A 26,989-nucleotide genomic window follows, 5' to 3' on the forward strand; every position below is an offset into this window, starting at 1 on the left:
AATCTTACTTAAAAAAAATGGATTGGCAACGACTGCCGCCATCCAGGCTTATTTCACATGTATCGTTTAACACGGGTAAGCTAACCCAGGCTGACTCGAACATCAGCCTGCGGCAGATTAACTCGCGGCCGGCACCCTGTCATGGGTCAGCGAGGCAATCGCCTGGCTGCGCTGACTCAGGTGTTCCGGCGGATAACTCAGGCTATCCGGGTCCAATTGGGCCCCCAGCTTAGTCATCAGCCACTGGATCTTGTCATCGCCGAGCAAGGCGGCCTGGGCCTCTTGCAACAACTCGCGGTGAAAACGCTTGCGCAGTTCCAACGGGGTCTCCCGCTCGCCATCCTGACCGACGAGAATGGTCACCTGCTGCGGCTCACCCAGGGCCTGGCTCAGGGCCTGCTGTAACTGCTCTATGGCGATGTCCGCCGCCAGGTGTTTCTGATCCGGCTTCAGCAACAGAGGCAGAGGCGACTCGAGTCGCTGGCACACGGAATTGACCGCCAGCTGCCTGACCCGGCCACCTATCTCCAAACTGGCCATCAGCTTATACCAGTGCAGATCGAGCGGATGGCCGCTGATCGCCGTGCTTGGCGCGGCCAGTGCCCTGGTTGGTGCCATAGCCGGTGCGACAGTCTGTGCCTTAGTCGGTGCCACGGCCGGCGTCATAGTCGAAGCCATAGTTAGCGCCTCGGGCTCTGGCTCTGCCTCTGGCTCTGGCGCAGCCGCGGCGGCAGGTTCAGGCGCCCGAGACTCTGCCTCGGCAGGAGCCTCCCAGGGCGGCCTGTCGTCATCTGCCGCGGCCGTGGCCCGAGGCTCCATCCCGGGCGCGACTCCAGTATCTCTTTCGGCCTTGGCCGGCACTTGAGCTGGCATTTGAACAGGCTCTTGCTCAGGGACTTGCTCAGACTCTTGCTCTGGCACTTGGACAAGCTCCTGGGCCACAGGCTCAGGCTTATCTGCCGCCTGCTGGCCTCTTGGCTGCGGAGCCAATTTGGGCGCCAGCTGGGGCTTTTTTGCTTCACCGTCCTTAGCGGCCAAGGCGTCTATGTCCGACAGCAGTGAATTCCTCGCGGCCAATACAGCGTCGAGAATATCGTCGTCAAACAGGGAAGCCTCTGCGGCTGCCTCGCCGCCCTGCCCGGCCGTCTGGTCATGACTTTGAGCATAATGCTGAGCATAGCTCTCATCGTAGCTCTGCTCGGGCGCGGCAAGGTTGTCGGAATAGTCCATGGCATAGGCGGCATCGCCCGGATAATAGCCGCCATCGTCCGGGTCGGCCTGTGCCGCCATGGCCTGCGGATAGTCGGCATAGGGTGCCTCTTCCAGGGCGCCGGGCGCAGCTGGCTGTACCGGCGCCGAGACGCTGCTGCTGACGGTTTCTGGCGCGGCTCCTGTCTCAATTTGGCTCTCGGTTTGGCTCTCAGTTTGGCTCTCAATTGGGGTTTCTGGCAGGAGCCCTGTTTCAGCCTCGGTTGGCGCTGCTGCTTGCCCGGCATCCGCAGCTACGGCGGCGGGCTCTGACTGGGGCTTGGATTCGAGCTGAGGCTCAGGCTGGGGCGCGAAACCCTGGCTCTGAGCCTGACTGAGGATCAGTGACTGCTCGGCCAACAGGGCGCTGTCTGGCGCCTCATCCTCATCTTCATCTGCTACCGCCTGCTGTCCTGGCGTTACGCGAGGCACTACCTCTGGGCTCGCTTGCGCCTGCGCTGTCGGGCCTGTCTGCTCCCCTGTCTGCTCCCCTGCCTGCTCTCCGGTCTGGGGCGCAGCGGGTTTCACTTCGGGCAAGGAGACAGACGCCTTGGCGTCGACAGTCCAACGCTGCACGGGTTTCTCAGGCACGAAGGCCACCGCCCGCAGCAATGCCATTTCCAGGCCGGACTTGGGATCCGGCGCATGGGGCAGATCTTTGCGGCCAGTGAGTAAGATTTGGTAGTAGAGCTGTACCTGCTCGGCACTCAATTGCTCGGCAAAGGCCGTTATCTGGGGGCTGTAGCGCGACTGCTGCGCCGCCGCGCTGGCAAATTGGGTCAGGGTTATCTGATGCAGCAACTCCAGCAGACTGCGCAGCACCTGGTCGGCATCGGCGCCATAGGCGAGCACCTGGGCCGTGGTCTGCATCAAGTTGGCAATATCGCCCGAGGTCAGCGCCTGCAGCAACGCCAACACCTGCTGTTCATCTATGCTGCCCAGCATGGTCTGCACCTGGGTCAGCAACACCTTGCCGCCACCGAAGGCTATCGCCTGATCCGTCAGGCTGAGGGCATCGCGCATGCTGCCATTGGCGGCCTTGGCCAACAGCGTCAGCGCCTGAGGCTCGAAGCTCAGTTGCTCCTGGGTCAACACATGTGTCAGCTGGGCGCAGATTTCACTCTGGCTCAGGCTCTTCAAGTTGAACTGCAGACAGCGGGACAGGACGGTCACCGGGAGTTTTTGCGGATCTGTGGTCGCCAGCAAGAATTTCACATGCTCGGGCGGCTCTTCCAGCGTCTTGAGCAAGGCATTGAAACTGCTGCGGGACAGCATATGCACTTCGTCTATCAGATAGACCTTGAAGCGGCCGCGGGTCGGCCGGTACTGCACATTGTCCAGCAGCTCACGGGTGTCATCTACCTTGGTGCGGGATGCCGCATCCACTTCGATGAGATCGACGAAGCGGCCCTCGGCAATCTCGACGCAACTGGCACACAGGCCACAGGGACTGGCGGTCACCCCGAGATCACAATTGAGTCCCTTGGCGAACAGGCGTGCCAGGCTGGTCTTGCCCACACCCCGGGTGCCGGTAAACAGATAGGCATGATGCAAACGCTGCTGGCTCAAGGCATTGGTCAAGGCCTGCAACACATGAGACTGTCCTACCATCTGCTCGAATTTGGCAGGACGCCACTTTCTGGCCAACACCTGATAAGACATGGAACTCCCCAAAGTAGCTGTTATCTGAAGCGGGTTAATCCCGGGATTTTTGGCACAATAACATGCAATGCCGACACTGGCTATATTGGCCGCCAGGGCGCTTCCCGGGGTGGCGTTTTATTCGCCTTCAAACTCACAAAGTTTAACCAACTCAAGGCCTAACTGAGTCAAACGCACCTCTCCGCCCAAATCGGGCAAGGAAATGACGAAGGCGGCATCTTTCACTTCACCGCCCAGCTGGCGGATCAGTTTGACCGTGGCTTCTATGGTACCGCCCGTTGCCAGCAGATCGTCGACCACCAGCACCTTGTCGCCGGCGCCAATGGCGTCGGTATGGATCTCCAGCACATCTTCACCGTACTCCAGCGCATAGCTTTGGCTCAGTGTCGCCCGCGGCAGCTTGCCCGGTTTGCGCACCGGCACAAAACCTACGCCTAACCTGAGTGCCAGAGGGGCGCCGAAGAAGAAGCCACGGGCCTCGGTGCCGACAACTTTGGTGAAGCCGCGACCCAGGTAATGTTCTGCCAGCAGATCTATGGTCGCCTGATAAGCCTCGTGGCTCTCGAGCAAGCTGGTGACATCACGAAACAAAATGCCCGCCTTGGGGTAATCGGGAATGGCTTTGATGCTCTGCTTAATCAAGGATAAGCGTGCTGTGTTCATTGTCATAATAAATGAGATCTCAAATGTCTGGATATGCCGGGCCAACGCCAGGACTTATACAACAAAAAAGTCCACCCGAAGTGGACCTCTGCAAAATCAGGCTCAAGCTTAAGCCGCTTTAAATCCGGTTGCAAGACGGCCATCGCCAGGATGTGAAACCGCTCGCCTTCGGCTTGGATGCTAGTCATCGATTTCTGGGATGCTCTGTATAAACAGCAATACCCCGCAGGCTATCCCAAAGACGACAGCCTTGAGCCACCAGAGGGGCACCAAGATCAAGCTGACGCAGAAACTGAGCCCGGTCAACCACAAGGCCCTGCGCTTCAAGCTGCGCCGCATTGCCCTATGATGCTCCCAATGATCCAGGCTGTCGACAAACCAGGGATGGTAGCGCAGCCAAAGATGCAGTTTCTTGCTCGAGCGCGCGAAACAAAAGAGCGCCAACAGAACAAAGGGCACAGTGGGCAGCAGTGGCAGGAAGATCCCAACCAGGCCCAGCGCTAAACTGCATAGCCCACAGAAGAGAAAGAAGCCGCGTTTTAATCTCATCCAAGCCCCTTTAACACAAAAGCCACCCAGAAGAGTGGCTTGAAAGTGACTGAACCTTGTCCTAGATCAAGCCGGCAATCTTTAACCATGTCATAGTAGTCGGCAAGGTAGGTAAGAGTAGAACTAAAATAAAGCCAATAAAATACAATACATTAAATGGGTCTTTAAACGGCGCGCTCATTACGGCTCCTATGGATTCTCAGTAAGGTTCAGTGAGTCAGATCATAAATGGCCGTCATTGTAACGGTTTGCCTTGCCAATAAAAACCAACTTTTTTTTAGGGTTATTCGGCTGGGCTGCGTATTATTCCCAGCGCCGCCAACTGCCGCAATAACTCCAAACTCCCCTGACTGATGGCCTCGGTCGCCATCTGCGGATAGAGTCGTTCCAACCAGGCGACTATCTCCGTCAGCGCCACCTCCCCTCGCTGCGCCATATAAGCCAACACCTGGGCACTCAGGGGATTGAGTTGTAGGAAGGCCACTTCATCTTCCCTGTCACGATAGACACAGAAAAATAAGGGACTGGCGGCCGGCGCTGCGGGGCGGTAATCCTGACTGATGCGCTGCACCTCATAAGTATATTGCGCCACCCTGGCGGTCGCCGCCAGGCTCAAGGGCCGGCATGTCACCTCGGCGTCACTCAGCCAAACCTGTGCCGGGTCCTCCTGGGCTATGGCCACGGCCAATTCCAGCCATTCGTAATGGGCCAGCTCCAGCATGAAGGGCGCATCCTGGCCCTTGGGCACATACTCCTGCTGCAGAAAATCCAGGAACTCTTGGGCAATGTTGACGAAAATCGGCGTCCGGCAGTCATGATGGGCGAAGAAGTTCTGCACCAATGCCAACCAAGACGCCTCGGCATACAGGCTCTTGAGCACGGGAAAGGCACTGGCGATAAACCCCTGGATGTTATTGAACAACAACTCGCGGTAGACCCCCATGCGCCTGCTGTCCGTCCCCTGTGGCAAGGGATTGGCAGGATCGCGGACATAGTTCATGAAGGCGGTTTGTAATTCGGTAAATGACATCAGGCACTCCTGCCGCTACTGGTGGCCGCGACATCCTGAAAGCTATGGATCCTGGTTATCTCCCGCAACAAGTCCTGGGTGGCGGGAATATTGAAGTCCCGCTCCAACAGAGTGGGAAATACTCCATGCACAGCGTAGCATTCGCGCAGCAACTGCCATACTGGATCTACGATCTCGGCGCCATGGGTGTCGATCAACAGATCGTCCGCTTCCCTATGATGTCCTGCTATGTGCAGATAAGCGATACGCTCGGTCGGCATGGCACGCAAGAATGCCTGCGCATCGTAGCCATGGTTCACCGAATTGACATAGATGTTGTTCACATCCAGCAACAAACGGCAATCTGCCTCGGCGAGCACGGCGGTGACAAACTCTTGCTCCGACATCTGTGCCCCAGGGGCGGCATAGAAAGACACATTCTCCAGGATGAAGCTGCGCTCCAGTATGTCCTCCACCCGCTTGATCCTCTCGGCCACATAACGCACAGCTTCCTCGGTGAAAGGGATAGGCATCAAGTCATACATATGGCCCTCCCCCGAACAGTAACTCAGGTGTTCCGAATAGGTCGTTATCTTATGGCTGTCGAGAAAGGTTTTGATACGCTTGACGAACTCGACATCCAGCGGCGCCGGGCTACCGATAGACAAGGACAAACCATGGCAGAAGAAGGGCCGACGCTCGACCAGGGCCGCGAACTTGTTGCCATAACTGCCGCCCAGAGTCATCCAATTCTCGGGTGCGACCTCGAAGAAATCTATGCTCTCGGGAATGTGCGCCATGAAGCCATCGAGCATCTCACGCCGCAGCCCCAACCCCACCCTGGCGTTGGCCGCCATATCGGCTCCAGCCATGTTTCCTCCAGCCATGTATCCCCCCGCCCTTACGCTTTAGCGCCTCTCTCGGCGCCGCCATACACAAAGGCCAGCAGAGGCTGGCCAAAACTACGACTGCCGAACCTGGGGCCATGCGCGCCCCAGGCTAACGGCGGTATGGGTTACTTACCTTTCTTGGCCGTTTCACCCTCATGGGCTTGCTTCATGTCGGCGCCACACTTGGCTTCACCGCATTTGCCTTCTTTGGCCTTGGCCATGGCGGCCGTTTTCTTCATCTCGGCGCCACACTTGGCTTCACCGCACTTGCCTTCTTTGGCCTTGGCCATGGCGGCCGTTTTCTTCATATCGGCGCCGCACTTGGCTTCACCGCACTTGCCTTCTTTGGCCTTCCCCATGGCGGCCGTTTTCTGCTTATCGGCGCCGCACTTGGCTTCAGCGGCTTTGCTGTCGGCCCCACACTTGCCTTCTTCGGCCTTCTTATCGGCGCCACACTTGCCTTCCTCGGCTTTCTTGCCGGCACCGCAGTGGCCTTCACCGCCGTCCAGTTGGTAGCCTGCGTTCATTTTCTCGAAGCCAAATGGGTTTGCCTGCGCCTCGGCGGCAAAGGCTGAACCAACGACGACTGCGCCCAAGGCGACGGCTACTGCGGTTTTTTTCACTGAACTCATAATGATTTCCTTCATCTATTTGTTATTGTATGACAGACACCCGCCAACATGATGTGTGAGTGCTGGCTTGCCTTAAGAGACCCTGAGATAAGAGATTTTATTTCAGCCAAAATATTCTTGTGCACCTCAAACCCATACCCTCAGGTCACACCCCAGCAAATTAGCCTATTTTTGCAATGAAAATCAAACTATTAAATTGGCATAGTGCTGATACCCCCTGGCACTCGGCCGCCAGAGGGCGATTTTGTAACTGCGGCCCCATGGGGTAGAATGCTCGCCCTTTATTTAGCTGTTCAGGTAGTTCTCAGTGCGTATCATTCTGGCCCCTATGGAGGGCGTGGTTGACGATTTAATGCGTGACATCTTATCCGAGATCAATCCGTTCGATCTCCTGGTCACCGAATTTGTCCGTGTGGTCGACCAACTCCTGCCGGAAAAGGTGTTTCATCGCCTCTGCCCCGAGCTGCTCAATCAGGGGAACACCCCTTCGGGTACCCCGGTCAGAGTCCAACTGCTGGGGCAAGAACCCGGCTGGATGGCGGAAAATGCCATGCGTGCCATAGAGCTGGGCTCCCATGGCGTCGACGCCAACTTCGGCTGTCCGGCCAAAACAGTCAACCGCAGCAAGGGCGGCGCCGTCCTGCTCCAGTACCCAGACAGCATACACGACATAGTCAGGGCCATGCGCCAGGCCGTCCCGGAAAACCAGCCGGTCACCGCCAAGATCCGCCTGGGATACGAAGATAAGTCGCTGTTTATGGAGAATGCCCTGGCCGTGTATGAAGCCGGCGCCAGCGAGCTGGCCATACATGCCCGCAGCAAGACAGACGGCTATCGCCCACCTGCCTACTGGGAATACATAACGGAAGTGAGGCAGCGGCTGCCGATCCCGGTTATCGCCAACGGGGAGATCTGGAACAGTGAAGACGCAGAGCGTTGCATGGCGGTCACAGGTTGCGACAGCCTGATGATAGGCCGCGGCGCCATATCCTTGCCGAATCTGGCCGATACCATAAAAACCGGCGCCACGCCTTACACTTGGCTACAAACCCTGGACCTGATGCTCGGCTATACCCAGAGAGAACTCAGCGGCCGCAAGAGCGATTATTATCCGGCACGGATCAAGCAATGGTTCAGTTACCTCAACCGTCAATATCCGGAGGCCGACGAGTTATTCAGAAGCCTGAGGGTGCATAAGACCACCCAGGACATAGTCAGGGCGCTGGAGCAGGCCAGATTGGCGATGAACTGAGCCAGGCCCGGGACGCAGCAGCCAATTTAATCACAATCTCACCCTGAATTGATCTTCATCAACACCGCCTCCCGCCTGTCGATGGCATCCTTATACTCTAGGAGCATAAACACAGGCGGATCCCGTGAGCAGAGAAAGAACCCATATAGAACAGGCATTATCCTCGCTCGATAGCCGGCTGAGGCAGGAGCTGGCCAGCCTGCTCCAGTTGCAGGAACAAAGCAGTGAGCTGACTCACAAGACACTGTCTGAACTCATTGAACTGCTGTTGACGCTGCAACTCAGCCACCATGACTTGTATGCCAGGCTCGCCAGGCTGGATGCTGCCTTATGTCAACTGGAGTTGGGGCTCTATGGCCTCTGCGCCGACTGTGAAGCCGAGATTGAAGCCGAACGGCTCGGCGCCGATCCGACGGAGCAGAGGTGCGAGCGCTGCAATGCCCGCTATCAACAGCAGCATAGGCAAGAACTCAGACTGGACCACTGATATCACCGGCCGTGGGATGCGGGTTTGAAAAACAAAAAAGGAGCCTAGGCTCCTTTTTTCATCAACTTATTCAGTCGTCTGGATTAGCGAGTGCGTGGGCACAGCTCATCGGCGCTGAAGAAGTAAGCGATTTCACGGGCAGCAGATTCAACCGCATCTGAACCGTGAGCGGCGTTTTCGTCGATGCTTTCGGCGAAATCGGCACGGATAGTACCAGGAGCCGCATCCGCTGGGTTGGTCGCACCCAGGATCTCACGGTGAGCCAGAACGGCGTTTTCGCCTTCCAACACTTGAACCATGATAGGACCTGAAGTCATGAATTCAACCAGGGCACCGAAGAAACCGCGCTCGCTGTGCTCAGCGTAGAAACCTTCGGCTTGTTCTTTGGTCAGGTGAAGCATTTTAGCTGCAACGATCTTCAGACCGGCAGTTTCAAAACGATTGTAGATAGCACCGATGTGGTTTTTTGCAACAGCATCAGGTTTGATAATAGAAAAAGTGCGTTCGATCGCCATAACTAGCTTCCTTTGTCAGCAAGTTTGAAAAAATTCGCGCGGATTATACGAGATTTAAACCACAAATCCTATCTTTTAAACAAACTTAACCGACCCGAAGCCGGGAGTCCGGCGCCATAACCACAGACACCATGGGACGACAGGCTAAGTTCGCAGCCATTGACTCATCTTCAGGCAGAAAGGAATAGTGTTAAGCCATTGTTTATCATGAATATGACAGGCAGATGACATGAAAAGCTGCAGCTGGGTGATGACTCGGCTTCCCTGGAACGCCGGCCGCTGACGCCGACAGACAGGCGCAGGCTACTTCTCCGCTATCCAACATTGCTGTATGGCTTCCAACACCCGTTCGCCGCAGTGCGCCGGATCGTCATCGAAATCCTCCAGTTCAAGCACCCAGTCTCGCAGATCGACAAACAACACCTTTTGGGGATCTACCTCGGGATGTTTTTCGAGCAACTCCAGTGCCACATCCAACGAATCTATCCACTTGAGTCCCATAATCTGTCCTCGGATCTTGGCCAGGCAAGCCGCGGGCGCAGCTCAGGCCTTTGGGTTACAGGCAAGCAGATGCAACATAAAGCTTGCCAATCTATCCCAGTTTAGTCTCAACCCTGAGCCAGGGCAGGCTTTTTCATTTTGGCGGCATTTTTCTCGACAAATTCTATGATGGCACCGGCCACGTCCTTGGTGGTGGCACCTTCTATGCCTTCCAGCCCGGGAGAAGAGTTAACTTCCATGACCACTGGGCCGTGATTGGAGCGCAGCAGATCGACCCCGGCGACATTCAGCCCCATGGTCTTGGCCGCACGAATGGCGACCGAACGCTCTTCCGGTGACAACTTCACCAGGCTGGCGCTGCCGCCACGGTGCAGGTTGGAGCGGAACTCGCCCGGCATCGCCTGGCGTTTCATCGCCGCGACCACCTTGTCGCCGAGCACGAAACAGCGGATGTCGGCGCCGTTGGCTTCCTTGATATATTCCTGCACCATGATGTTGGCCTTGAGTCCCATGAAGGCTTCGATGACGCTTTCCGCCGCCTTGCGGGTTTCCGCCAGCACCACACCTATGCCCTGGGTGCCTTCCAACAGCTTAATCACCAGGGGGGCGCCGCCGACCATCTCGATCAGATCCGGAATATCGCTGGGCTTGTTGGCAAAACCTGTGATGGGCAGGCCTATGCCGCGGCGCGACATAAGTTGCATGGAGCGCAGCTTATCCCGTGAACGGGAGATCCCCACAGAGTCGTTGAGGGCATAGACGCCCATCATCTCGAACTGCCGCAGCACGGCCGAACCATAGAAGGTAATAGACGCGCCGATGCGCGGGATCACCGCATCGAACTGCGGCAACTCCACACCGCCACTGTGAATGCTGGATTGGCGCATGTTGATATTCATGTAACATTCGAGCGGGTTGATCACCTGCACTTGATGACCGCGCAACTCGGCCGCTGCCACCAAACGTTTCGTCGAATACAGCTCAGGCCCTTGCGATAGGATCGCGATTCTCATTCAGGTCTCCGGCACCCATTAAATTTGAGCGCATAATACGCCTGCGGCAACAGAAATCAATCCGTCCCGGCGCAGATAATTGGCGGCAAGGCAAAAAAAAACCAGTCTCTGTGACTGGCTTTCTCCGAGCTAAGAAACAGGCCAGCGGCGAGGGGCTCCTTCCCCAACACACACTCGCCTCTCGACGCCAGGCCCTGCGCCCTAACGCACGCCCAGGGCGCGTCTGGCCCTTGCCAGTCCGGCGAGCAGCAACAGGCTCAACCAGCCCATGGCACCGCCATGATTATCATTGCGAATGATGAAACTTGTGCTGGTGCCGGTCGACAGCTCGCCGTCCGTGACTGTGACTTGCATGACGACCGTCTCTTCATGCGTAACATAAGGCAGCAGCAGGCTCACCTCGGCGGCGCCGGCATCGAACTCCAGCGTCGGACCAGACACTTGCGTCCACTGATAGCTCAGGGCATTGCCGTCCACATCTGCGGCCAGGGCCTTGAGTGTGACCAACTCACCTTCTTCATAGCTGGCTTCATGCCCGTCTATGCTGACGGTCGGTGCCTGGTTGACCTGTTGCACCACCACAGTCACTGTGGCCTTGCTGTTGTTGACACCATCGTCGACAGAGAGCTCGAACGTCAGGGTTTCATCCATGCTGACCTCGGGCGCCACAAAACTCAGACTCGGCTGATTGGCGGCACTCAGGGTCACTGGGATACCCGAGATTTGCTGCCAACTGAAGCTCAAGGCATCGCCCTCGGCGTCCGTGGTCGCAGCGGCATCCAGGCTCACGGCCATGCCTTCATCGACATTGTAAGCCAGTGACATGCTGATGACGGGTGCCTGGTTTGGCTTCTCGACCACTATGGCACCGGGATCGGCTATCGCGCCGTTGGCAATGAAGTCGGCGTCATTCGGGCCTCCATCCTGGATGAGCAGTTGCACACAGTTGTCACCGGCCGTCAGGCCAGCGACATAAGCCGCCGCATTCGGTGCCGGGCACTGCCCCCCGGCATCGGCAGAAGCCGAACTGACGCTGTTGCTGCTATCCTCAACGAAGCTGAACCAGCCCTGGGTGGTGTTGTACTTGCGGTACACGGCCCCTTCGGGCAGAGTGACACCGCTCGCCAGGGGGATCACCACGGCAACCGAATCCCCTGTCTGTGCCAGGCCGCTGAGGGTGAAATCCACCAGCGGTGTGGCCGCAGTGAAGTGGCTGTCATGGGTATCGGCTGCAGCGGCATCGCCGGCAAGGACAGTGGCTAGATCCGCCGCAGTCAGACTGGCATTGGCACCTGTGCTGCCATTCAAGGCCTGCACCAGGGTCCCCAAGGACATGCTGATCCCTGTCGAGGTTTGCAGCGGCTCACTGTCGCTCCCCGCCGGCAGACGCGTGGTATTGCTGTCGTTGTCCAGGTAATCGGCAATGCCATCGCCATCCGTATCGCCATACCCTTCCTGACTGTCGACTATGCCATCCTGATCTGTGTCGGTCGCTGCACTCAGAGCGGCTAATTGCCCAACCAGGAGTTGTAGCCGGCGACTGCTGCTCAGGCGCTCGGCCGTGCTGGTCTCAGTCACTGTGACATCGACAGTATAAACCCCCTTAGCCAGACCGCTGGGGTCAAATTCGAAACTGCTCTTGTGCGTGGCATCGCTGCCCGATGCGCTGCCGACTGTACCTTCGAAGGCGTTATTCGCCACCGACCAGCTCACCTCATGACTGTCATTGAGGTTGGCATCCTTCACCACGGCGCTGATGACGACCTTACCCTTGAGCGGGTCAATCAGGTTGCCGGTTTGAGTTTGTTGCATGACACTCACATCCAGAGTCGGCGTCAGATTCTGTTCAACCACAATCAGTTGTGCCTGGGATGACTCTGAGACGAAAGCGTTGCTGACTCTCTCGAGCCCAACGGTCAAAGTGTCACTGGCAAGCACGTTATCAGGCACTATCAAGATTAGCTGCCCCTGGGTACCTGCCGCTATGCTGGTACTGCCTTGACCTATCTGATTGCCATTGAGCCTCACTGTATAACCTATAGCCACAGGATAAGCAGGCGCCTGTCCGCTGAGACTGACAGGCAAAGCGTATTCACCGCCAACCTCGACCACCAGCTTTGACGCAACACTAAGCGCCGGCAAGATAGCCACCTCAAGCTGAGTGGTTGCCGCATTGCCTGCGCTGTCCGAAGCCTTGAATTCAACCGAGTGCAGCCCCGAGACGTAACGATTGTCACCGTTCAAGACGGCCGCGATATCGCCGTCGACCAAATCTGTCGCCGCTACCTGAACGACAGAGAGGAGATCCGTCAGGCGGCCTGTGGCGTTAATGTTGACGGGGACCAGTTCGGCAAACACAGGAGCCGTGGTATCGACAACAGTCACTTTCTGCTGCGCCTTGGTCGCATTACCGGCCAGATCGGTGGCTGTCCAGGTAACAATATGCTCGCCCAGTGCCAATGCCCCTTGAAGATCCGACACTAGGGTCGGTGCTGTGGCACTGTTGTCAGTGACTTGTGGCTGAGGCAAAGCCACACTAGTAGTCGGCCCGGTCGCCTCAAAGGTTAACGGCAAGAGTTCGCCGAATACAGGGGCCTGGCTGTCACCTACCTTGGGATCCAGCGGCGCGCTGTCATCCACGTCCGGGATACCGTCGTTGTCGTCGTCGGTATCGGCATTGTTGCCTATGCCGTCGTTGTCTGTATCGACACTTTCTGCCGCATCCAGCGGGAAGGCGTCGTTGACGTCGAGCACGCCGTCGTTGTCGTCATCCAAATCGGCATTGTTGCCTGTGCCGTCCTGGTCGGTGTCGACAGATTCATTGATATCCAGCGGGAAGGCGTCGATATCGTCGTTGACGCCGTCGGCGTCACTGTCGGCCTTGGTGTAGTCTGTGCCCAGGGCCAGTTCTTCGGCGTTGCTGAGGTTATCGCCATCGGCGTCGGCATTGAAAAAGTCTGCTGTGGCCGTGGTAACGCTGCTGGACACTGACTCGGCGGTGCCATAACCATCGGTGTAGTCGGCGCGAACGCTGATGTCCTGATCCTTGTCGGCCAGTACCAGGCTGTACTCGCTGCCTGTGGCTATGGCCTGACCGGCCCGCAGCCAGGTGTAGCTCACGGCTCCCATGCCATCGAGGTCGGCCAGGGTGTTGCTGGCAATCAGGGTCTGGCCATTGGGCGTACTGGCTGCAATGGTCACTTCGCCCGTCGGCGCATCGTTGACGTTGGCCACAGAGAGATCGAAGGCCGCCAGGCTGGCGCTGAGCTTGCCGTCGCTGACCGAAATCACTATGCCGCTAAAGTTGCCGACATCCGCATAACCCGGGGTGCCGGTGAGGGCGCCGGTACTGGTGTCAAAGCTGGCCCAGGCGGGCTTGTTCTGGATGCTGAAGCTGAGGTTGTCATTTTCAGGATCTGCGGCCGTGGGGATAAAGCTGTAGGCCGCGCCCTGGTTAACCGCGCTCGCAGGCGCGCCGGAAATGGTCGGCGGCGAATTTTCGGTCAGGTGCACCAGAATGGCGCGGTCGTTATTTAAGCTGTAATAGCCCGCCGCAACCAGCTCCCCGTTTGACTTGACGGCCAGGGATTCCAGGTCGACGCCGCCGTCTAAGTCAAAGGTCTGCAAGCCGCCGGGAGCGAACGTCTCGTCCGGCGAGCCGTCGGCATTGAGGCGCTGTACATAGGCCAGATCGTAGTGGCTGGTGCCCTCATAACCGGCGAACAGGAAACGCCCGGCACTATCTTTTTGCATATTGCTGACAGTGTACTTCTTGCCGGCACCGAACTGCAGCGGATTACCGCCGTTAAAGCTGCTGTCGACCGCACCCGTAGCATCAATGTGTACCAAATAGTTGAAATACTCTGTGTTGGTACTGTGGCCAGTAACCACTAGCCACAGGTTATCGCCCTCAACCATGGCTTTTTGAAAGGCACCGTAATTATCTGCTGGCAGGACGTAGGTTGTAACGCCGTTGGTGCCGTATGTAGTGTCCAGGGTGCCGTCGGCATTGACCCGCATCGCCATACTGTTGCTTTGATAGTTCACGCTACCCGCCAGCAGGATACGACCCTGGCTGTCTTCGCCCGCGCCCCACGAATGGTCGTTGCTGCCAAGGCCTGTGGCGGCGAAGATGCCGTTGTTGCCGAACGCTGTGTCCAGCGTGCCGTCGGCATTGAGGCGCGCCAGATTATATTTGTCGCCGGCAACGAACATGCTGCCGTCTGCGTGTAAGATCAGTGCCAGAGGTTTCACGGTATCCGGCATATTAAGCAGGCCGCCCGTGCCAAAACTCGTGTCCGGCTGACCGCTCGAATTCAACTTCATCAGGTAAAAACCTGTGGCGCTATACACTTCGCTACCGAGCAGCCAGATATTGCCGTTGGCGTCTATCTGCAGGTCCTTCGGATAGTCGCCGCTGCCGACGTTGAGCTGATAAGTGCCATTGCTGGCAAAACTGGTATCCAGGCTGCCGTCCGCGTTATAGCGGCGCAGAATTATATCGTCGCCCGTAGTTTTGCTGCTGTCCGTGGCATTGCCCGCCACCAGGGTGCGACCTTCGGCGTCGACGCGCACCTGGTAGTAATATTCATAATCGTCAAACGGCAGGGTCAGGTCGGCAGTGCCTTCCATCGCCGTGCCGTCTTTGGCGAATGGCCGGGTGGCATGGCCGTCGCCGTCGACCCTGGCCCAGCCGAGATCGTCGCCCTCAGCGCCGCTCTGGTGAGAGAAAATATCCAGGTTGCCGGTTGCGTCCTCGTGGATCAGCACCGGATAGTTGTTGGCGTCGCCCTGCTCCAGGTAATAACTGCCGATGCCGTTTGTGCCGAAGCTGGTGTCCAGCACGCCGCTATTGCTCAGGCGCAATACCGCCATATGGGAAGTGCTGTTGCCGGTATAGATCTTACCACCGAGCAAAATACGGCCCTGGCTGTCGATTTTGATCTGGGTCGAAGTATTGCTGCCGCCGGTTCCCTGTCCGTTGACATCCAAGCCGAACCAACCGTTGTCGGCAAAGCTGGTATCCAGGGTGCCGTCGGCGTTATAGCGATACAGGTTGAAAATTTCCGTGGTATCCGAGTCACTGACCCGATCGGAGGTCGTGAGCAGAATTTTGCCGCTGGCGTCAACGCCCAGATCGTACGCCTGGCTAGACTGCGTCGTTCGGCTGACGTCCAGCTGACCGCTGCCGCCGAAGTTGGCATCGAGGGTGCCGTCTTCGTTAAAGCGGAACAAGGTCGGCTTGTAGTCGAGATGGCCGGACGCAAGCAGGACCCCGTCGCCGGCAAAGGCCAGCGCATTGATCCAATCGTCACCGACAGCGCCCATGGTCTGATAACCGCTGGTGTTGAAGCTGGTGTCCAGGTAGCCGTCGGCGCCAAAGCGAGCGACAAACGCATCGTTGCCCGTTTCAGATTGAAAAACCCGTCCGCCGACATAAACTCGGCCCTGGGCATCGCTGAGGATGCTGGTCAATTGCGGGGCCTTGTTATTGACGGTAAATCGGGTCTCACCACCCTCGCCGAAACTGGTATCAATACTGCCGTCCGCCAGCAGGCGATACAGGCGCATCTCGTTTAGGCTATTGCCCTGGGAGTTTGTGCCGACATAGCCGGCGACCAGAATGCGGCCCTGGTTGTCGAGGGTGACGACCGAACCGTAGAGCGGATAATTAGCGTCGCTGATTTTTACTTTGCCGCCGCTGCCGAAGCTGGTATCCAGGCTGTTATCGCCTGAACGTCGTTCGATATAGATCTCATTGTTGAGTTCGACGCCCGGCGATATGTTGCCGACCATCAGCACCCGGCCCATGGCATCGACCGCGACCCGGTCGGGCGCGTCGAACGTGCTGTCAAACGCACCGGCACCGCCATCGAGCGACACGATTTTAACCGACGCCGCCTCACCCATGGTGGTATCGAGATGGATACTCGCCAATGCCGCACTGCTGCTTAGCGTGCCCAACACGGCCGCGGTAATTAAACCTGCCAATTTATTGATTTTCAACTGCTTGCTCATCAAGCCTTCTCCTCTGCATTAGATACTTACCCGATCCTGGGGCTCTTCCCAAAAGTCATAGTGACCCCGACTCGCCAGTTATTTTGTTCATTCAAACGCCCTGCGCTGCCAAGCGGCGTTCGCTATTTGCCCGCTCGTTGCCCATTCGCAATTCGGCACTTTATCTAGTTACGAAAAACATCCGGCAAACCCGCCACAAAAAATAATTTTTTGGGCGGCGTGAGTTTCAGCGGCACAAAATGTCATTTGCGGGGATTGAAACAGGGAAATATGCAGTGAAGATGCAGACGCACAACATCGCATTGCCAGGACAGAAAAATAAAAAGAGCGGCAGTGGCCGCTCTTTATGGTGTTTCAGGAGATGAAGTCTTTATTTTTTCCGGCGTCTGCGCAATGCAGGCAGGAACGCCAGCAACAGTGACCAAGGCGGCATTGAACCGCCGGAGTTCTTGCCCTCGGGTTGTGCCTCAGACGTCACCTGTGCCACCTTGACCGTCAGTTTGACCTGCTGGGTCACAGTATCAAAGCCGTCGCTGACGCCCACCAAAAGGGTGACATCCTGGTCCGTCTTCACCTGCGGCGCGCTGACTATCACGGTCGCGCCGTTCGCGTTCTCGAGCGTCACAGCAACGCCGTCGAGCTGGCGCCAGCGATATGTGAGGGCATGGCCGTCGGCATCCGTGGCACTCGCCCGAAGGCGTAGACTGTTACCCGACTCGACCGTCGCGATCGCATCCGTGCTCAGCACCGGCAGCCGATTGACCATGGTCAGATTGACGGTCACGTCCTGCACGCTCGCTGCTATGCCGTCGCTCACAGTCACACTGAAGGTCAACGGCGTGTCCGCCCGGATGTCCGGCGCCATAAAGCTCGCCACTGCTGCGTTCGCATTTTCGAGCGCGACCCTGGTACCCGAAGTCTGCTGCCAACTGTAGCTCAGGCTGTCACCGTCCGCATCTCTGCTGCCTGACGCATCCAGGGAAACCCGCGTCTGCTCGTTCGCCGTCACAGTCTCGCTTGCAACCTTCGCCAGCGGCGCCGTGTTGATGCGCGACACAGTCAACATCCCAGGGTCGGCAACCCTGCCGTTCACCAGGCCGTCGTTGTCGTATTCACCGCCGTCGACAATCACCACCAGCATACAGGCATCACCTGTATTGAGGCCCGTGCTGTACGCTTGTGAGCCCGCCGCCGGACAATTGCCGTCCGCGTCTTTAGGAGCCGACAGCAAGCGGTTCGCACCGTCGTCGACAAATTCGAACCAGCCGCGCGCCTGACTGTACTTGCGGTACGCCGCATCGCTCGGAATGCTCTGCCCTGCCGGCAGCGGCATCACCACAGGCACAGCATCACCGGCCTGCAGACCCGTGACCTGGAAATCCACCAGGTAACCCACCCCCTGGTGACCCTTGTCACGGGCGATCTCACCCAAGATCGCCACAAGTTCATCCTGAGTCAGGCTCGCATCCGCCGAACCTGCGCCTTGCTGCTGCACTGTGTTGCCAAGACGCATGGCCAGGCCCGCAGGCACCTGCAGCATATCACCGTTATTTGACAGCGGCAGGCGTGCCCTGTCCACATCTGCGTCCAGGTAGTCGGCAATGCCGTCACCGTCGCTGTCGCCGAACCCTTCGAGAGCATCAAGGATACCGTCGCCGTCACTGTCCTCCGTCTGCGACAGTACAGGTGCAGCCTCCAGCACCCGGAAGCCGATGCTGGCCTGTGTGCTGAGTGCAGACTCTGTGTTGGTCTCGGTCGCCGTCACGTCTATGCTGTAGAAGCCGGCACTCAGGTTCGCCGGGTCCAGCGTGATGCTGTTCCCCGAACCCAGATTGCCCAGCACAGTGCTGCTGTAGCCTATGCTGTGGTTGTCGTTGACGTTGACGTCGCTCACCAGGGCACTGATGGTCACAACACCGCCGGCAGGATCGATCAGCGAGACAGTTTTGCTGCCCTGCCCGACCCTGAGCGCCAGCGTCGGCGCCTTGTTGCTGCTAATCACATTCACCTTAGCCGCCACGTCGCCGCCCGGTACCGCGTTGTCGGCGCCGGTAAGGCTCACGTCAACCACATCGCCGTTGACAAGCTCGGCCGGAACCGCGATCAGGATAACCGCCTTGGTGCCGCTCTCAAGGATCACGCTGTCGCTCGTTGTTGTGCCGCTTGCCGTCACATCAAAGAACACGGTCACAGGGTAACTTGGCGCATCGCCGCTCAGCTGCACCGCAATGCGTGCCGTGCTGCCGCGCTCGGCAACCTGATCTATCCCCAAGTTCACCAGCGGACGTATGCTCGCGATCAGGCTCGCCTCTGCGCGGTTGCCGCTGGCGTCCGTGGCACTCACCAGCACGGAATGCGTACCTGAGCGCAGCTTGCTGTCGCCTTCCAAGACGGCGCTTACCTCGCCGTCAACCAGATCGCTTGCGCTTAAGCTGAGGTCCTTGCCTATGTCCGTCAGGGTACCGCGGGCATCGATGACGAGGTCCGCAACACCACTGATGACAGGCGCAGTGGTATCCACCAGCCGCACCACCTGGGTCGCGCTCGCACTGTTGCCCGAGGCATCCACGGCAGTCCAGGTCACCAGCGTCTGGCCGAGCGGATAAGGACCTGTATGGTCCGCCGCCAGTACGAACTGGCCGCTGTTGTCGGTTACCACAGGCGTCGCCAGCGCAACCAGCGTCAGCTTGTCCGTCGCTTCAGCTGTAACCGCCGGCAGGGCGCCGCCGAATACCGGCGCCTCGCTATCGACTGCAAGCATGACGGTCACAGTTGCACTCTTGCCGGTCGTGTTACCCGCCCTGTCTGTTGCGGTAAAGGTTACCCTGGTCACACCTGCGGCAAAACTCGCAGGGGCATCATTGCTGACCGTCGGCGTTCCGTCGACATTGTCCGTCGCCCTCGCGCCCGCCAGAAATGCAGCAATCGTCGCCTTGTCGGCACCGACCGCATTGCCGTCAGCCGACGTCACGCTGATGTTCGCAGGGACGCTCAGCTCAGGTGCCGTCATGTCCGCAACCGTCACTGTCGCGCTCGCCGTACCCAGGTTACCGGAAGCGTCCGCCGCGCTGAAGGTCACAGTCGTCGCACCGAGCGGGAATACCGCAGGCGCATCGTTGGATACAGTCACTGTGGCGTCTATGCTGTCCGATGCACTGGCACCCTTCAGGAATGCGGCAATCGCGCCGTTCGAAGCCGGCGTGCCGCCGGCGTTCGTCGCTGCAACCAGTATGTCCGCAGGCGCACTCATCACAGGTGCAATGATATCCACAACAGTTACCGTCCGCGTCGCCGTGCTGCGGTTGCCCGCCGCATCCGACACCCTGTAACTCAGGACATAGTTGCCAAGCGCACTACTGTCCACGCTGCCGCTTACCGTCACTTGACCCGAGATGTCACCGTCAACATTGTCTACCGCCGTATAGCCAGGCTCGACATAGCTGCCGCCGAAGGGCAACGTCAGTTCAGAAGCGCCGTTGAGTGCCAACACAGGGGCTAAGGTATCCTCCACAGTGACAGTCCGCGTCACAGACGTGGCGTTGCCCGCCGCATCGCTGACGCTGTAGGTCAAAGTGTAAACGCCGAGCGCCGGTGAATTCACGCTGCCGCTCACACTCACCTTGGCCGTCAAATCGCCGTCGACATTGTCGCTTGCCCTATAGCCAGGCTCTACGTATCCTTCGTTCACTTGAACGCTGAGCGTATTGTCGCCGGTCAAGGCGATCACTGGCGCGCCCAGATCCGACACAGTCACGCTCGCCCGCGAGATCCCCTTGTTGCCGCTGAGATCCGTCGCCGAGAAGGTCACCAGAGTCACCCCAAGCGGAAACACCTGCGGCGCATCGTGGGTCACTGTCAGACTGCCCTCGACACCGTCGAGCGCAGTTGCGCCGCTCAGGAAGGCCGCAATGGCGGGGTTGCTGTCGGCGGTGCCGTCCGCATCCTGCGCCGCCACGCCAATATCGGCGGGAGGCGTCACCACAGGCGCAGTAGAATCCTGTACCGTCACGCTGCGCGTCAGGGTCATACTGTTGCCCGCCGCATCGGCAACCCTATAGGTCAGGACATAGGCCCCTCTGGTCGCGACATCGACCACGCCGCTTCGCTCGACTCCGGCACTGATATCGCCGTCGACGTTATCGCGTGCGCTGAATCCAGGTTCAACAAAGGCCTGGCCGACCTCCAGAGTCATAGCGTTGCCGCCCGCCAGGCTCAATTCCGGCTTGGTCTGGTCGGCAACTGTCACTATGGCCTGCGCCATGCCCCTATTGCCCGCCGTATCCGTGACGCTGAAGGTCACCTGAGTCTCTCCGAGCGGGAACATCTCAGGTGCGTCGTTGCTGATTTGCGCCCTCAGGTCGCCGTCCACCGCATCCAGGGCTGTGGCGCCATTCAGAAAAGCAGCGATGGTCGCCTCCGTCGCCGCAGTACCGCTGGCATCCACCGCCGCTACCTCAATATTCGTCGGCGCGGTCACCACAGGGGCGCCGGCATCCTGTACCGAAACGCTGCGGGTCGCAGTTGCTGTATTGCCCGCCGCATCAACCAAGCTATAGGTCAAGGTGTAAATTCCCACCGAGCCGGTATCGACCGCTCCGCTTATCACAACGGCTTGCGAGATATCCCCGTCGACATTATCCGTACCTGATACACCGGGTTCTACATAGCTGTCGCCGTGACTGAGCGTGAGCGAACCGCCGCCGAGCAAGGCCAGCACGGGTTTGGTCAGGTCTGCAACTGTCAACAGGGCGGTACCTGTGGTGGTATTGCCGCTGGCATCGACCGCGCTGAAGGTGACAGTGTTCTCGCCGAGCGGCAGCACATCCGGCGCATCGTTGGTGACGCTCAAGACGCCGTCCACCCCATCGTTGGCAGTCGCCGCATTCAGGAACATGCTCACGTCACTCGCCGATTTGGCGGTGCCGTTGGCATCAAACGCAGCCACTCGAATGTTCGCAGGGACGTTCAGCACGGGCGCGGTGGCATCCGACACAATAAAGCTTTGCGTCACCTCGCTTGCCGCCGCGTAGCGGTCGTCGCCCGCCTGGCCGGCAACCAAGGTACAAGTGCCGGCACCGGTCAGACTGACGTTGACGCCGCTGACACGACACACGGACGGCGTCACGGACGTAAACGCCACGGTCAGGCCCGAATCGCTGCTTGCCGCCAGGGCAAAACCGCCGTCGGCAAAGTTGCGGTTCGCCGGGGCGTTGAAGCTGATCACCTGCACCTTCTTGTTGACGGTAAAGCTTTGCACCAGATCGCTTGCCGCCGAATAGTTGGCATCACCGGATTGCATTGCGACGACGGAGCAGAGCCCCCCGCCGAGCAGAGACAGCCTATCGCCGGACACGGCACAGACAGACGGCGAGATCGAAGCAAAGGCGACGACAAGACCCGCATTCGAGGTTGCACTGACAGTAAAGCTCGCATCGCCGTAGGTTTTATCCGCAAGCGCCGCGAAGCTGATGCTTTGGGCCGCCTTGTGGATGGTAAAGCTTTGCGTCTGATCCGACGCCTTCTGATATCCCGAGCCGCCCGATTGGAACGCAGTGATAGAACAGCTGCCGGCGCCAAGCAGAGACAGCCGATTGCCGGACACGCTGCACACAGCAGGCGTGGTCGAGGCAAAGCTCACCGTCAGGTTTGATGTCGCCATGGCGCTCAGGTCAAAGTCAGCGTCGCCGTAGGTTTTGTCGCTCACCACACCGAAGCTGATGCTCTGGCTAGCCATCGCGACGCTGACGCTTTGTACCACATCGGCGGCCGCCAGGTAGTCGGCGTTGCCCGCCTGACTGGCGATCACAGAACAGATACCGTTGGCCACTAAAGTCACAGTATTGCCTGCAACAGTACAGACATTGGGGGTGTCTGAGACAAAGCTGACCGCCAGGGCGGAGGTCGCAATCGCATTCAAGGCAAACGGCGCATCGCCGAAGGTTTTGTTCGCTGGTGCTACGAAACCGATGCTTTGGGTCGCCTTGGCAACATTGAAGCTTTGCATGACATACCGGGCGGCCTGATAGTTGCTGTCGCCCACTTGGCTCGCAACGATAGAACAGCGGCCTGCGCCGACAAGAGACACCAAGCTGCCGGATACGGTACAGACAGATACGGTCGTTGAAGCAAAGCTCACGACAAGGCCCGAATCTGCACCGGCGCTCAGATCAAAGGTCCCATCGCCGTAGGTTTTGTCGGCCAGGGCGGCAAAGTTGATGGCCTGGGCTGCCTTGGCAACTGTGAAGCTCTGCACCACCTCCGGCGCAGCCTGGTAATTGCCATCACCGGCCTGGGAGGCCGAAATGCTGCAGCTGCCGGCCGCCACCAGGGTCAGGATAGTGCCATTGACAGTGCCATTGACAGTGCCATTGACAGTGCCATTGAGGGTACAGATCTCGGGCGTCTGGGATACCAGGGCAACCGCCAGGCCCGAGTCGGCGCCGGCATTGAGCTCGAAGGCGTCATCGCCAAAAGTTTTATCGGCCAGGGTGCCGAAGTTGATGGCCTGGGCCGCCTTGGCAATCTCGAAGCTCTGCACCACCTCGGCCGCCGCCAGATAGTTGCCGTTGCCCGCCTGAGAGGCGGTGACAGAGCAGGTACCGGCGCCGTACAGGTTTGCCACGTTGCCATACACCATACAGACGCTTGGGGTGGTCGAGGCAAAGGATACCGCCAGGCCCGAGCTGGACGTGGCCCTCAGGGAGAAGGCACCGTCACCGAAGGTCTTGTTCGGCAGGGCTGCAAAGCTGATTTCCTGGCTGTTTTGGGCCACGTTGAAACTGTGCACCACCTCCTGGGCCGCCTTGAAGTTGGCATCGCCCAGCTGGCTGGCGGTGATGGTACAGCTGCCCGCCCCTTTCAGGGTCAGAACATTGCCGGACAGGCTGCAGACGGCTTCTGTGCTTGAGCTGAAACTCACGGTCAGGTCGGAATCGGCGCTGGCACTGAGGGCAAAGGCAGCATCACCTAAGGTCTTGTCGGCAAGGGGCGCGAAGCTTATCTGCTGGTCGCGCTTTTCCACCATGAAAGCCAAGGAGCTTTGCGATGCGGCCTGGTTGCCGGCGAGATCCCGCGCCGTGTTGGCGGCTATGCTGATTGCCAGAGAGCCGCTGCCGGAGAAGTTGCTCAGGGTCACCAGGCGGCTGCTACCGCTGCCGGACAGGCTGATGTCGGCACTGGCATCACCAGTGCGGACAAGGCCGATATCGGCGGCAGACAGACTGATGACATCGGCACCCGAGTAGCCGAGGATAAAGCTGACAGGGCCGCTCTGGCTCTGCGCCACACTGGGGGCACCGATGCTGAGTTCGGGCGCTATTGTGTCCTGCACCTGCACTGTGCGCACCTGTTGCAGCGCCTGGTTGCCGGCGGCATCTGTGACATCGTAATAGACACTGTAATTGCCCGATATCTGGGTGTTGACCGCGCTGTTGTCTATGCGCACCGCGGCGCTCAGATTGCCATCCACGTTGTCGCTGGCGCTCGCGCCCTGCTCCACATAGGCAGTGCCGCGCTCAACCACCTGCGGATTGGCGCCAATCAGGCTGATGACAGGGGGTATGGTCTCCTGCAGCACCCGCACCACCCGGAATTGGGGCTGGGCGGCATTGCCGGCGGCGTCGCTGACGTTATAGCTGACCTGATAATCGCCGGGCACTGTATTGCGGATGGCGCTGCTGTCGATGACCACGGCCGCGGAAATATTACCGTCCAGGTCATCGCTGGCACCGACGCCGGGCTCGACAAAATCGGCGCCGTAGGTCAACAGCAACGGATTGGCACCACTGAGGCTGATAACGGGGGCTGTGATGTCCTTGTCCTGGCAACCGTCGCCGTTGGCATCATACACAAAGCCCGCCAGCGGACAGGCATCGGCGGCGTCGAGTACGCCGTCGTTATCGTCGTCGCTGTCGGCATTGTTGCCTATGCCGTCCTTGTCTGTATCCAGGGTCTCGGAAGCATCGCGGGGGAAGGCGTCGCCGGCATCCGGGGTGCCGTCGTTGTCGTCGTCGAGATCCTCAAAGTCGTCGTTACAGCCGTCGCCGTCGTAGTCGCTGGCGGCTATGCCGACCGTGCCTGTGCGGCAGGCGTCGAGTTCGTCGGCGACGCCGTCGTTATCGTCGTCCGTATCCACATCGTTGGTCTGGCCGTCATTGTCCGTGTCCGCGTGTTGCAGCTTGATGCGGCCGAGAGATACGTAGTAATACTGATCGCCGTTCATCTGGCTCAAAATCTGGATCTTCACCAGGCGCACGTTTTCCGCGGCAAAGTCGAACAGCGCCGGCGCCTGATTGGTCCACCTGTCCACCACAATCGACGGCATGCTGTAGCGACCGACCTCACGGTAGTTGGCGGTCAGCGGATCGCTGTCGGAGGAGACGTAGAGAATGAAGTCCTTCACCGCGTTGTATGAGTAGGAGGTATTATTGGGATCCCAGATAAAGGCCTTGGACAAGTCGTAAGTGCCGCCGAGATCGACCACGATTTTCTGAGTCGACACGTGGGGGATGTTGCCCGGGAAACTCAATGGCCCGCCGAGACCACCGTCCGTGCTGTAGGTCACCCAAAACGGTTTGCCCGGTTGCAGCATATAGGCACCGCTGCCGCCGGAGGTAACCAAACCGACATTGGACATCAGGTTGTCTTTCTGGGTCTCGGTCGAATCCGCGCGATAGGACGAGGTCCACACCGCCACCGGGGTCAGCGCCCGCTCATAGGGGGTATTTTGGGCATTCAGGGGGTCCGTGCCCTGGCCCGCTTCGGTCACGTCGCTGAAGCCGTCGTTATCGTCGTCCAGATCTTCGGTGGCAGAGTCACAGCCGTCGCCGTCGGCGTCGTTGTTGGCCGGGCCCCAGCCGCGACCTATGGTGCCCATAGGGCAGCGGTCGGCGCCGTTGGCGACGCCGTCATTGTCCCTGTCGGTATCGTTGAGATCGGAGATATGGTCGCCGTCGTAATCCACAGGTACGCTGGCACTGTTCAGGGGATCCGTGCCGTTGGCAATCTCGTCGCTGTCCGTATAACCGTCGTTGTCGTCGTCGAGATCTTCGTCGGCATCGTCGCAGCCGTCGTTATCCCGGTCGGCGCTCAGGTTGCCGTCTAGGGTGATACACATATCCCCCGCCGCATCCAACATGCCGTCGTTGTCATCGTCATTGTCTTCGGTGGGGGAGTCACAACCGTCGCCGTCGGGGTCGGCATGGGCCGGGCCATTCCCCGTGCCGACTGTGCCAAGCGGGCACATATCGACGCCGTCGGGCACGCCGTCGTTGTCGTCGTCCGGGTCGTCCGAGTTGGAGATCAGATCCCCGTCCCAGTCGTTGGGAATGCTGGCGGCACTCATGGGATCCGAGCCTTCGGTCAATTCGACCGCATCTGAATAACCATCGTTATCGTCGTCCGGGTCGTTGAGATCTGAGATGTGGTCGCCGTCGTTGTCCGCCGGAATGCTGGCGGCGTTGAAAGGATCTGTGCCGTTGGCGTTTTCATCGGCATCCGTGTAGCCGTCGTTATCGTCGTCCGGATCATTCAGGTCCGAGATGAAGTCGTGATCAAAGTCGTTGGTGGGCACGCTGGCGGCACTCAGATGATCCGAGCCGTTGGCCTTCTCGTCCGTATCCAGATAACCGTCGTTGTCGTCGTCCGGGTCCCTGTGGTCCGGCAGGGAGTCGCCGTCGTTGTTGGTGCCTATGAGGCGGATTTCGGCAAAGCCGACCACGGACTCTGTAGACCAGTTGCTGTTGATCTTCACCTTGACCAGGCGCACGCCATCGGCGGAGAAGCTCAGCTCCTGTGCGGGGGCACGGACGTTCCAATAACCGCCGTTCTGGTTGACGGTGAACTCGCCGAGATCTGTGTAGTTGGCGGTTTTCGGGTTGGTATCGGCGGACACCAAAATATTGATGCTCTTGATGCCACGGGCCGCATAAGTATTGTTGGCACCTGAGAGGTTCCAAATATAGGCGCCACGCACATCCATGGGCTCGCCCAAATCCACCACGGCCGCCTGCTGGTCGACCGGCGGGGCAACGCCTATGGGGCCGCCCAGGCCACCGTCGCCCCAGCCCACGGACCAGACGTTGAGATCCCCTGCTTCGTGGAACTGGCGTTTGGTCAAGGGCTCGGTCGCAGAATTCAGGCCAGTGCCGCTGATCAGCGAATAGGGGCGGCCGCGGAATTCACCGCCGCCACCTGTGTAAAAGGAAGTGGTCCAGACGTTGACCGGCTTGATTGCCAAATCCAGCGGGAAGTTGTTCGGATCATTGGGGTCCGTGCCGTTGGTCTGCTCGTAACTGTCGTCAAAGCCGTCGCCGTCTGTGTCTGCCGCCAGCACAGAACAGGAAAACATCGACAGGATAACAGCCAGCAGACCGGCCACAGCTTTTCTACCGAAACCAAATCCCATATAGGGAAGGGATCCGGCGTTGAGATTCAAACGCACCGTGCGCCTCCAAAGTAAATTCATTCACACGACCGGCATAGCACCATGGCACCGCCGTACCGATAATTCGGACCAATAACAAGAAATACGTATCCCCGCCGAAAAACCG

At 58.9% G+C, this 26,989-nt stretch carries 13 protein-coding genes; 2 read left to right on the forward strand and 11 right to left on the reverse strand.

The window, feature by feature from the left end:
- Window positions 1-117: 117 nt before the first annotated feature.
- The 6 genes from dnaX to LZP73_RS01635 form a co-directional block, all read right to left on the reverse strand.
- Window positions 118-2,910: a DNA polymerase III subunit gamma/tau gene (gene dnaX, locus LZP73_RS01610; protein ID WP_234232742.1), complete on the reverse strand. Its 2,793-nt coding sequence runs from the start codon at window positions 2,908-2,910 to the stop codon at window positions 118-120.
- Between the two features lie 117 nt (window positions 2,911-3,027).
- Entirely contained in the window at window positions 3,028-3,579 is a 552-nt protein-coding gene (apt, locus tag LZP73_RS01615; protein ID WP_267960042.1) for an adenine phosphoribosyltransferase, read from the reverse strand.
- A 174-nt stretch (window positions 3,580-3,753) separates the two neighbouring features.
- Window positions 3,754-4,122, reverse strand: a complete 369-nt coding sequence (locus LZP73_RS01620) for a YbaN family protein (RefSeq protein ID WP_234232743.1) — start codon at window positions 4,120-4,122, stop codon at window positions 3,754-3,756.
- Window positions 4,123-4,405: 283 nt separating this feature from the next.
- On the reverse strand, window positions 4,406-5,152 hold the full coding sequence (locus tag LZP73_RS01625; protein WP_234232744.1) for an HvfC family RiPP maturation protein: 747 nt from the start codon (window positions 5,150-5,152) through the stop codon (window positions 4,406-4,408).
- Window positions 5,152-5,988, reverse strand: a complete 837-nt coding sequence (locus LZP73_RS01630; RefSeq protein WP_234233316.1) for an HvfB family MNIO-type RiPP peptide maturase — start codon at window positions 5,986-5,988, stop codon at window positions 5,152-5,154. The genes LZP73_RS01625 and LZP73_RS01630 overlap by 1 nt, the downstream gene beginning before the upstream one ends.
- Before the next feature lie 158 nt (window positions 5,989-6,146).
- Window positions 6,147-6,653: an HvfA family oxazolone/thioamide-modified RiPP metallophore gene (locus LZP73_RS01635; protein ID WP_234232745.1), complete on the reverse strand. Its 507-nt coding sequence runs from the start codon at window positions 6,651-6,653 to the stop codon at window positions 6,147-6,149.
- Between the two features lie 307 nt (window positions 6,654-6,960).
- On the opposite strand from LZP73_RS01635, the gene dusC reads away from it, so the two are divergent.
- Entirely contained in the window at window positions 6,961-7,905 is a 945-nt protein-coding gene (gene dusC / locus LZP73_RS01640; protein WP_234232746.1) for a tRNA dihydrouridine(16) synthase DusC, read from the forward strand.
- Window positions 7,906-8,029: 124 nt separating this feature from the next.
- Complete coding sequence (locus LZP73_RS01645; protein ID WP_234232747.1) at window positions 8,030-8,392, forward strand: TraR/DksA family transcriptional regulator; 363 nt, start codon at window positions 8,030-8,032, stop codon at window positions 8,390-8,392.
- Between the two features lie 83 nt (window positions 8,393-8,475).
- Here the strand turns inward: LZP73_RS01645 and ndk are convergent, their stop codons facing one another.
- From ndk to LZP73_RS01670, 5 genes are all read right to left on the reverse strand, one after another.
- On the reverse strand, window positions 8,476-8,907 hold the full coding sequence (ndk, locus tag LZP73_RS01650; RefSeq protein WP_234232748.1) for a nucleoside-diphosphate kinase: 432 nt from the start codon (window positions 8,905-8,907) through the stop codon (window positions 8,476-8,478).
- 303 nt (window positions 8,908-9,210) lie between these two features.
- On the reverse strand, window positions 9,211-9,408 hold the full coding sequence (gene iscX / locus LZP73_RS01655; protein WP_169563059.1) for a Fe-S cluster assembly protein IscX: 198 nt from the start codon (window positions 9,406-9,408) through the stop codon (window positions 9,211-9,213).
- Window positions 9,409-9,515: 107 nt separating this feature from the next.
- On the reverse strand, window positions 9,516-10,421 hold the full coding sequence (gene rimK / locus LZP73_RS01660) for a 30S ribosomal protein S6--L-glutamate ligase (RefSeq protein WP_234232749.1): 906 nt from the start codon (window positions 10,419-10,421) through the stop codon (window positions 9,516-9,518).
- A 201-nt stretch (window positions 10,422-10,622) separates the two neighbouring features.
- A complete protein-coding gene (locus LZP73_RS01665; protein ID WP_234232750.1) occupies window positions 10,623-16,439 on the reverse strand; it encodes a PKD domain-containing protein in 5,817 nt (1,938 codons plus the stop codon).
- A gap of 370 nt (window positions 16,440-16,809) precedes the next feature.
- Window positions 16,810-26,904, reverse strand: a complete 10,095-nt coding sequence (locus LZP73_RS01670) for an immunoglobulin-like domain-containing protein (protein ID WP_234232751.1) — start codon at window positions 26,902-26,904, stop codon at window positions 16,810-16,812.
- Window positions 26,905-26,989 lie beyond the last annotated feature (85 nt).

The organism is Shewanella sp. AS16, assembly GCF_021412365.1.
Taxonomy (GTDB): Bacteria; Pseudomonadota; Gammaproteobacteria; order Enterobacterales; family Shewanellaceae; genus Shewanella; species Shewanella salipaludis.

What these genes read in the sequence shown, in the direction of transcription:
- LZP73_RS01635 (WP_234232745.1), bottom strand. Translation starts at nt 6,653, where the DNA reads ATGAGTTCAGTGAAAAAAACCGCAGTAGCCGTCGCCTTGGGCGCAGTC.
- LZP73_RS01670 (WP_234232751.1), bottom strand. Translation starts at nt 26,904, where the DNA reads ATGAATTTACTTTGGAGGCGCACGGTGCGTTTGAATCTCAACGCCGGA.
- LZP73_RS01620 (WP_234232743.1), bottom strand. Translation starts at nt 4,122, where the DNA reads ATGAGATTAAAACGCGGCTTCTTTCTCTTCTGTGGGCTATGCAGTTTA.
- iscX (WP_169563059.1), bottom strand. Translation starts at nt 9,408, where the DNA reads ATGGGACTCAAGTGGATAGATTCGTTGGATGTGGCACTGGAGTTGCTC.
- apt (WP_267960042.1), bottom strand. Translation starts at nt 3,579, where the DNA reads ATGACAATGAACACAGCACGCTTATCCTTGATTAAGCAGAGCATCAAA.
- dnaX (WP_234232742.1), bottom strand. Translation starts at nt 2,910, where the DNA reads ATGTCTTATCAGGTGTTGGCCAGAAAGTGGCGTCCTGCCAAATTCGAG.
- LZP73_RS01625 (WP_234232744.1), bottom strand. Translation starts at nt 5,152, where the DNA reads ATGTCATTTACCGAATTACAAACCGCCTTCATGAACTATGTCCGCGAT.
- LZP73_RS01665 (WP_234232750.1), bottom strand. Translation starts at nt 16,439, where the DNA reads ATGAGCAAGCAGTTGAAAATCAATAAATTGGCAGGTTTAATTACCGCG.
- rimK (WP_234232749.1), bottom strand. Translation starts at nt 10,421, where the DNA reads ATGAGAATCGCGATCCTATCGCAAGGGCCTGAGCTGTATTCGACGAAA.
- LZP73_RS01630 (WP_234233316.1), bottom strand. Translation starts at nt 5,988, where the DNA reads ATGGCGGCCAACGCCAGGGTGGGGTTGGGGCTGCGGCGTGAGATGCTC.
- ndk (WP_234232748.1), bottom strand. Translation starts at nt 8,907, where the DNA reads ATGGCGATCGAACGCACTTTTTCTATTATCAAACCTGATGCTGTTGCA.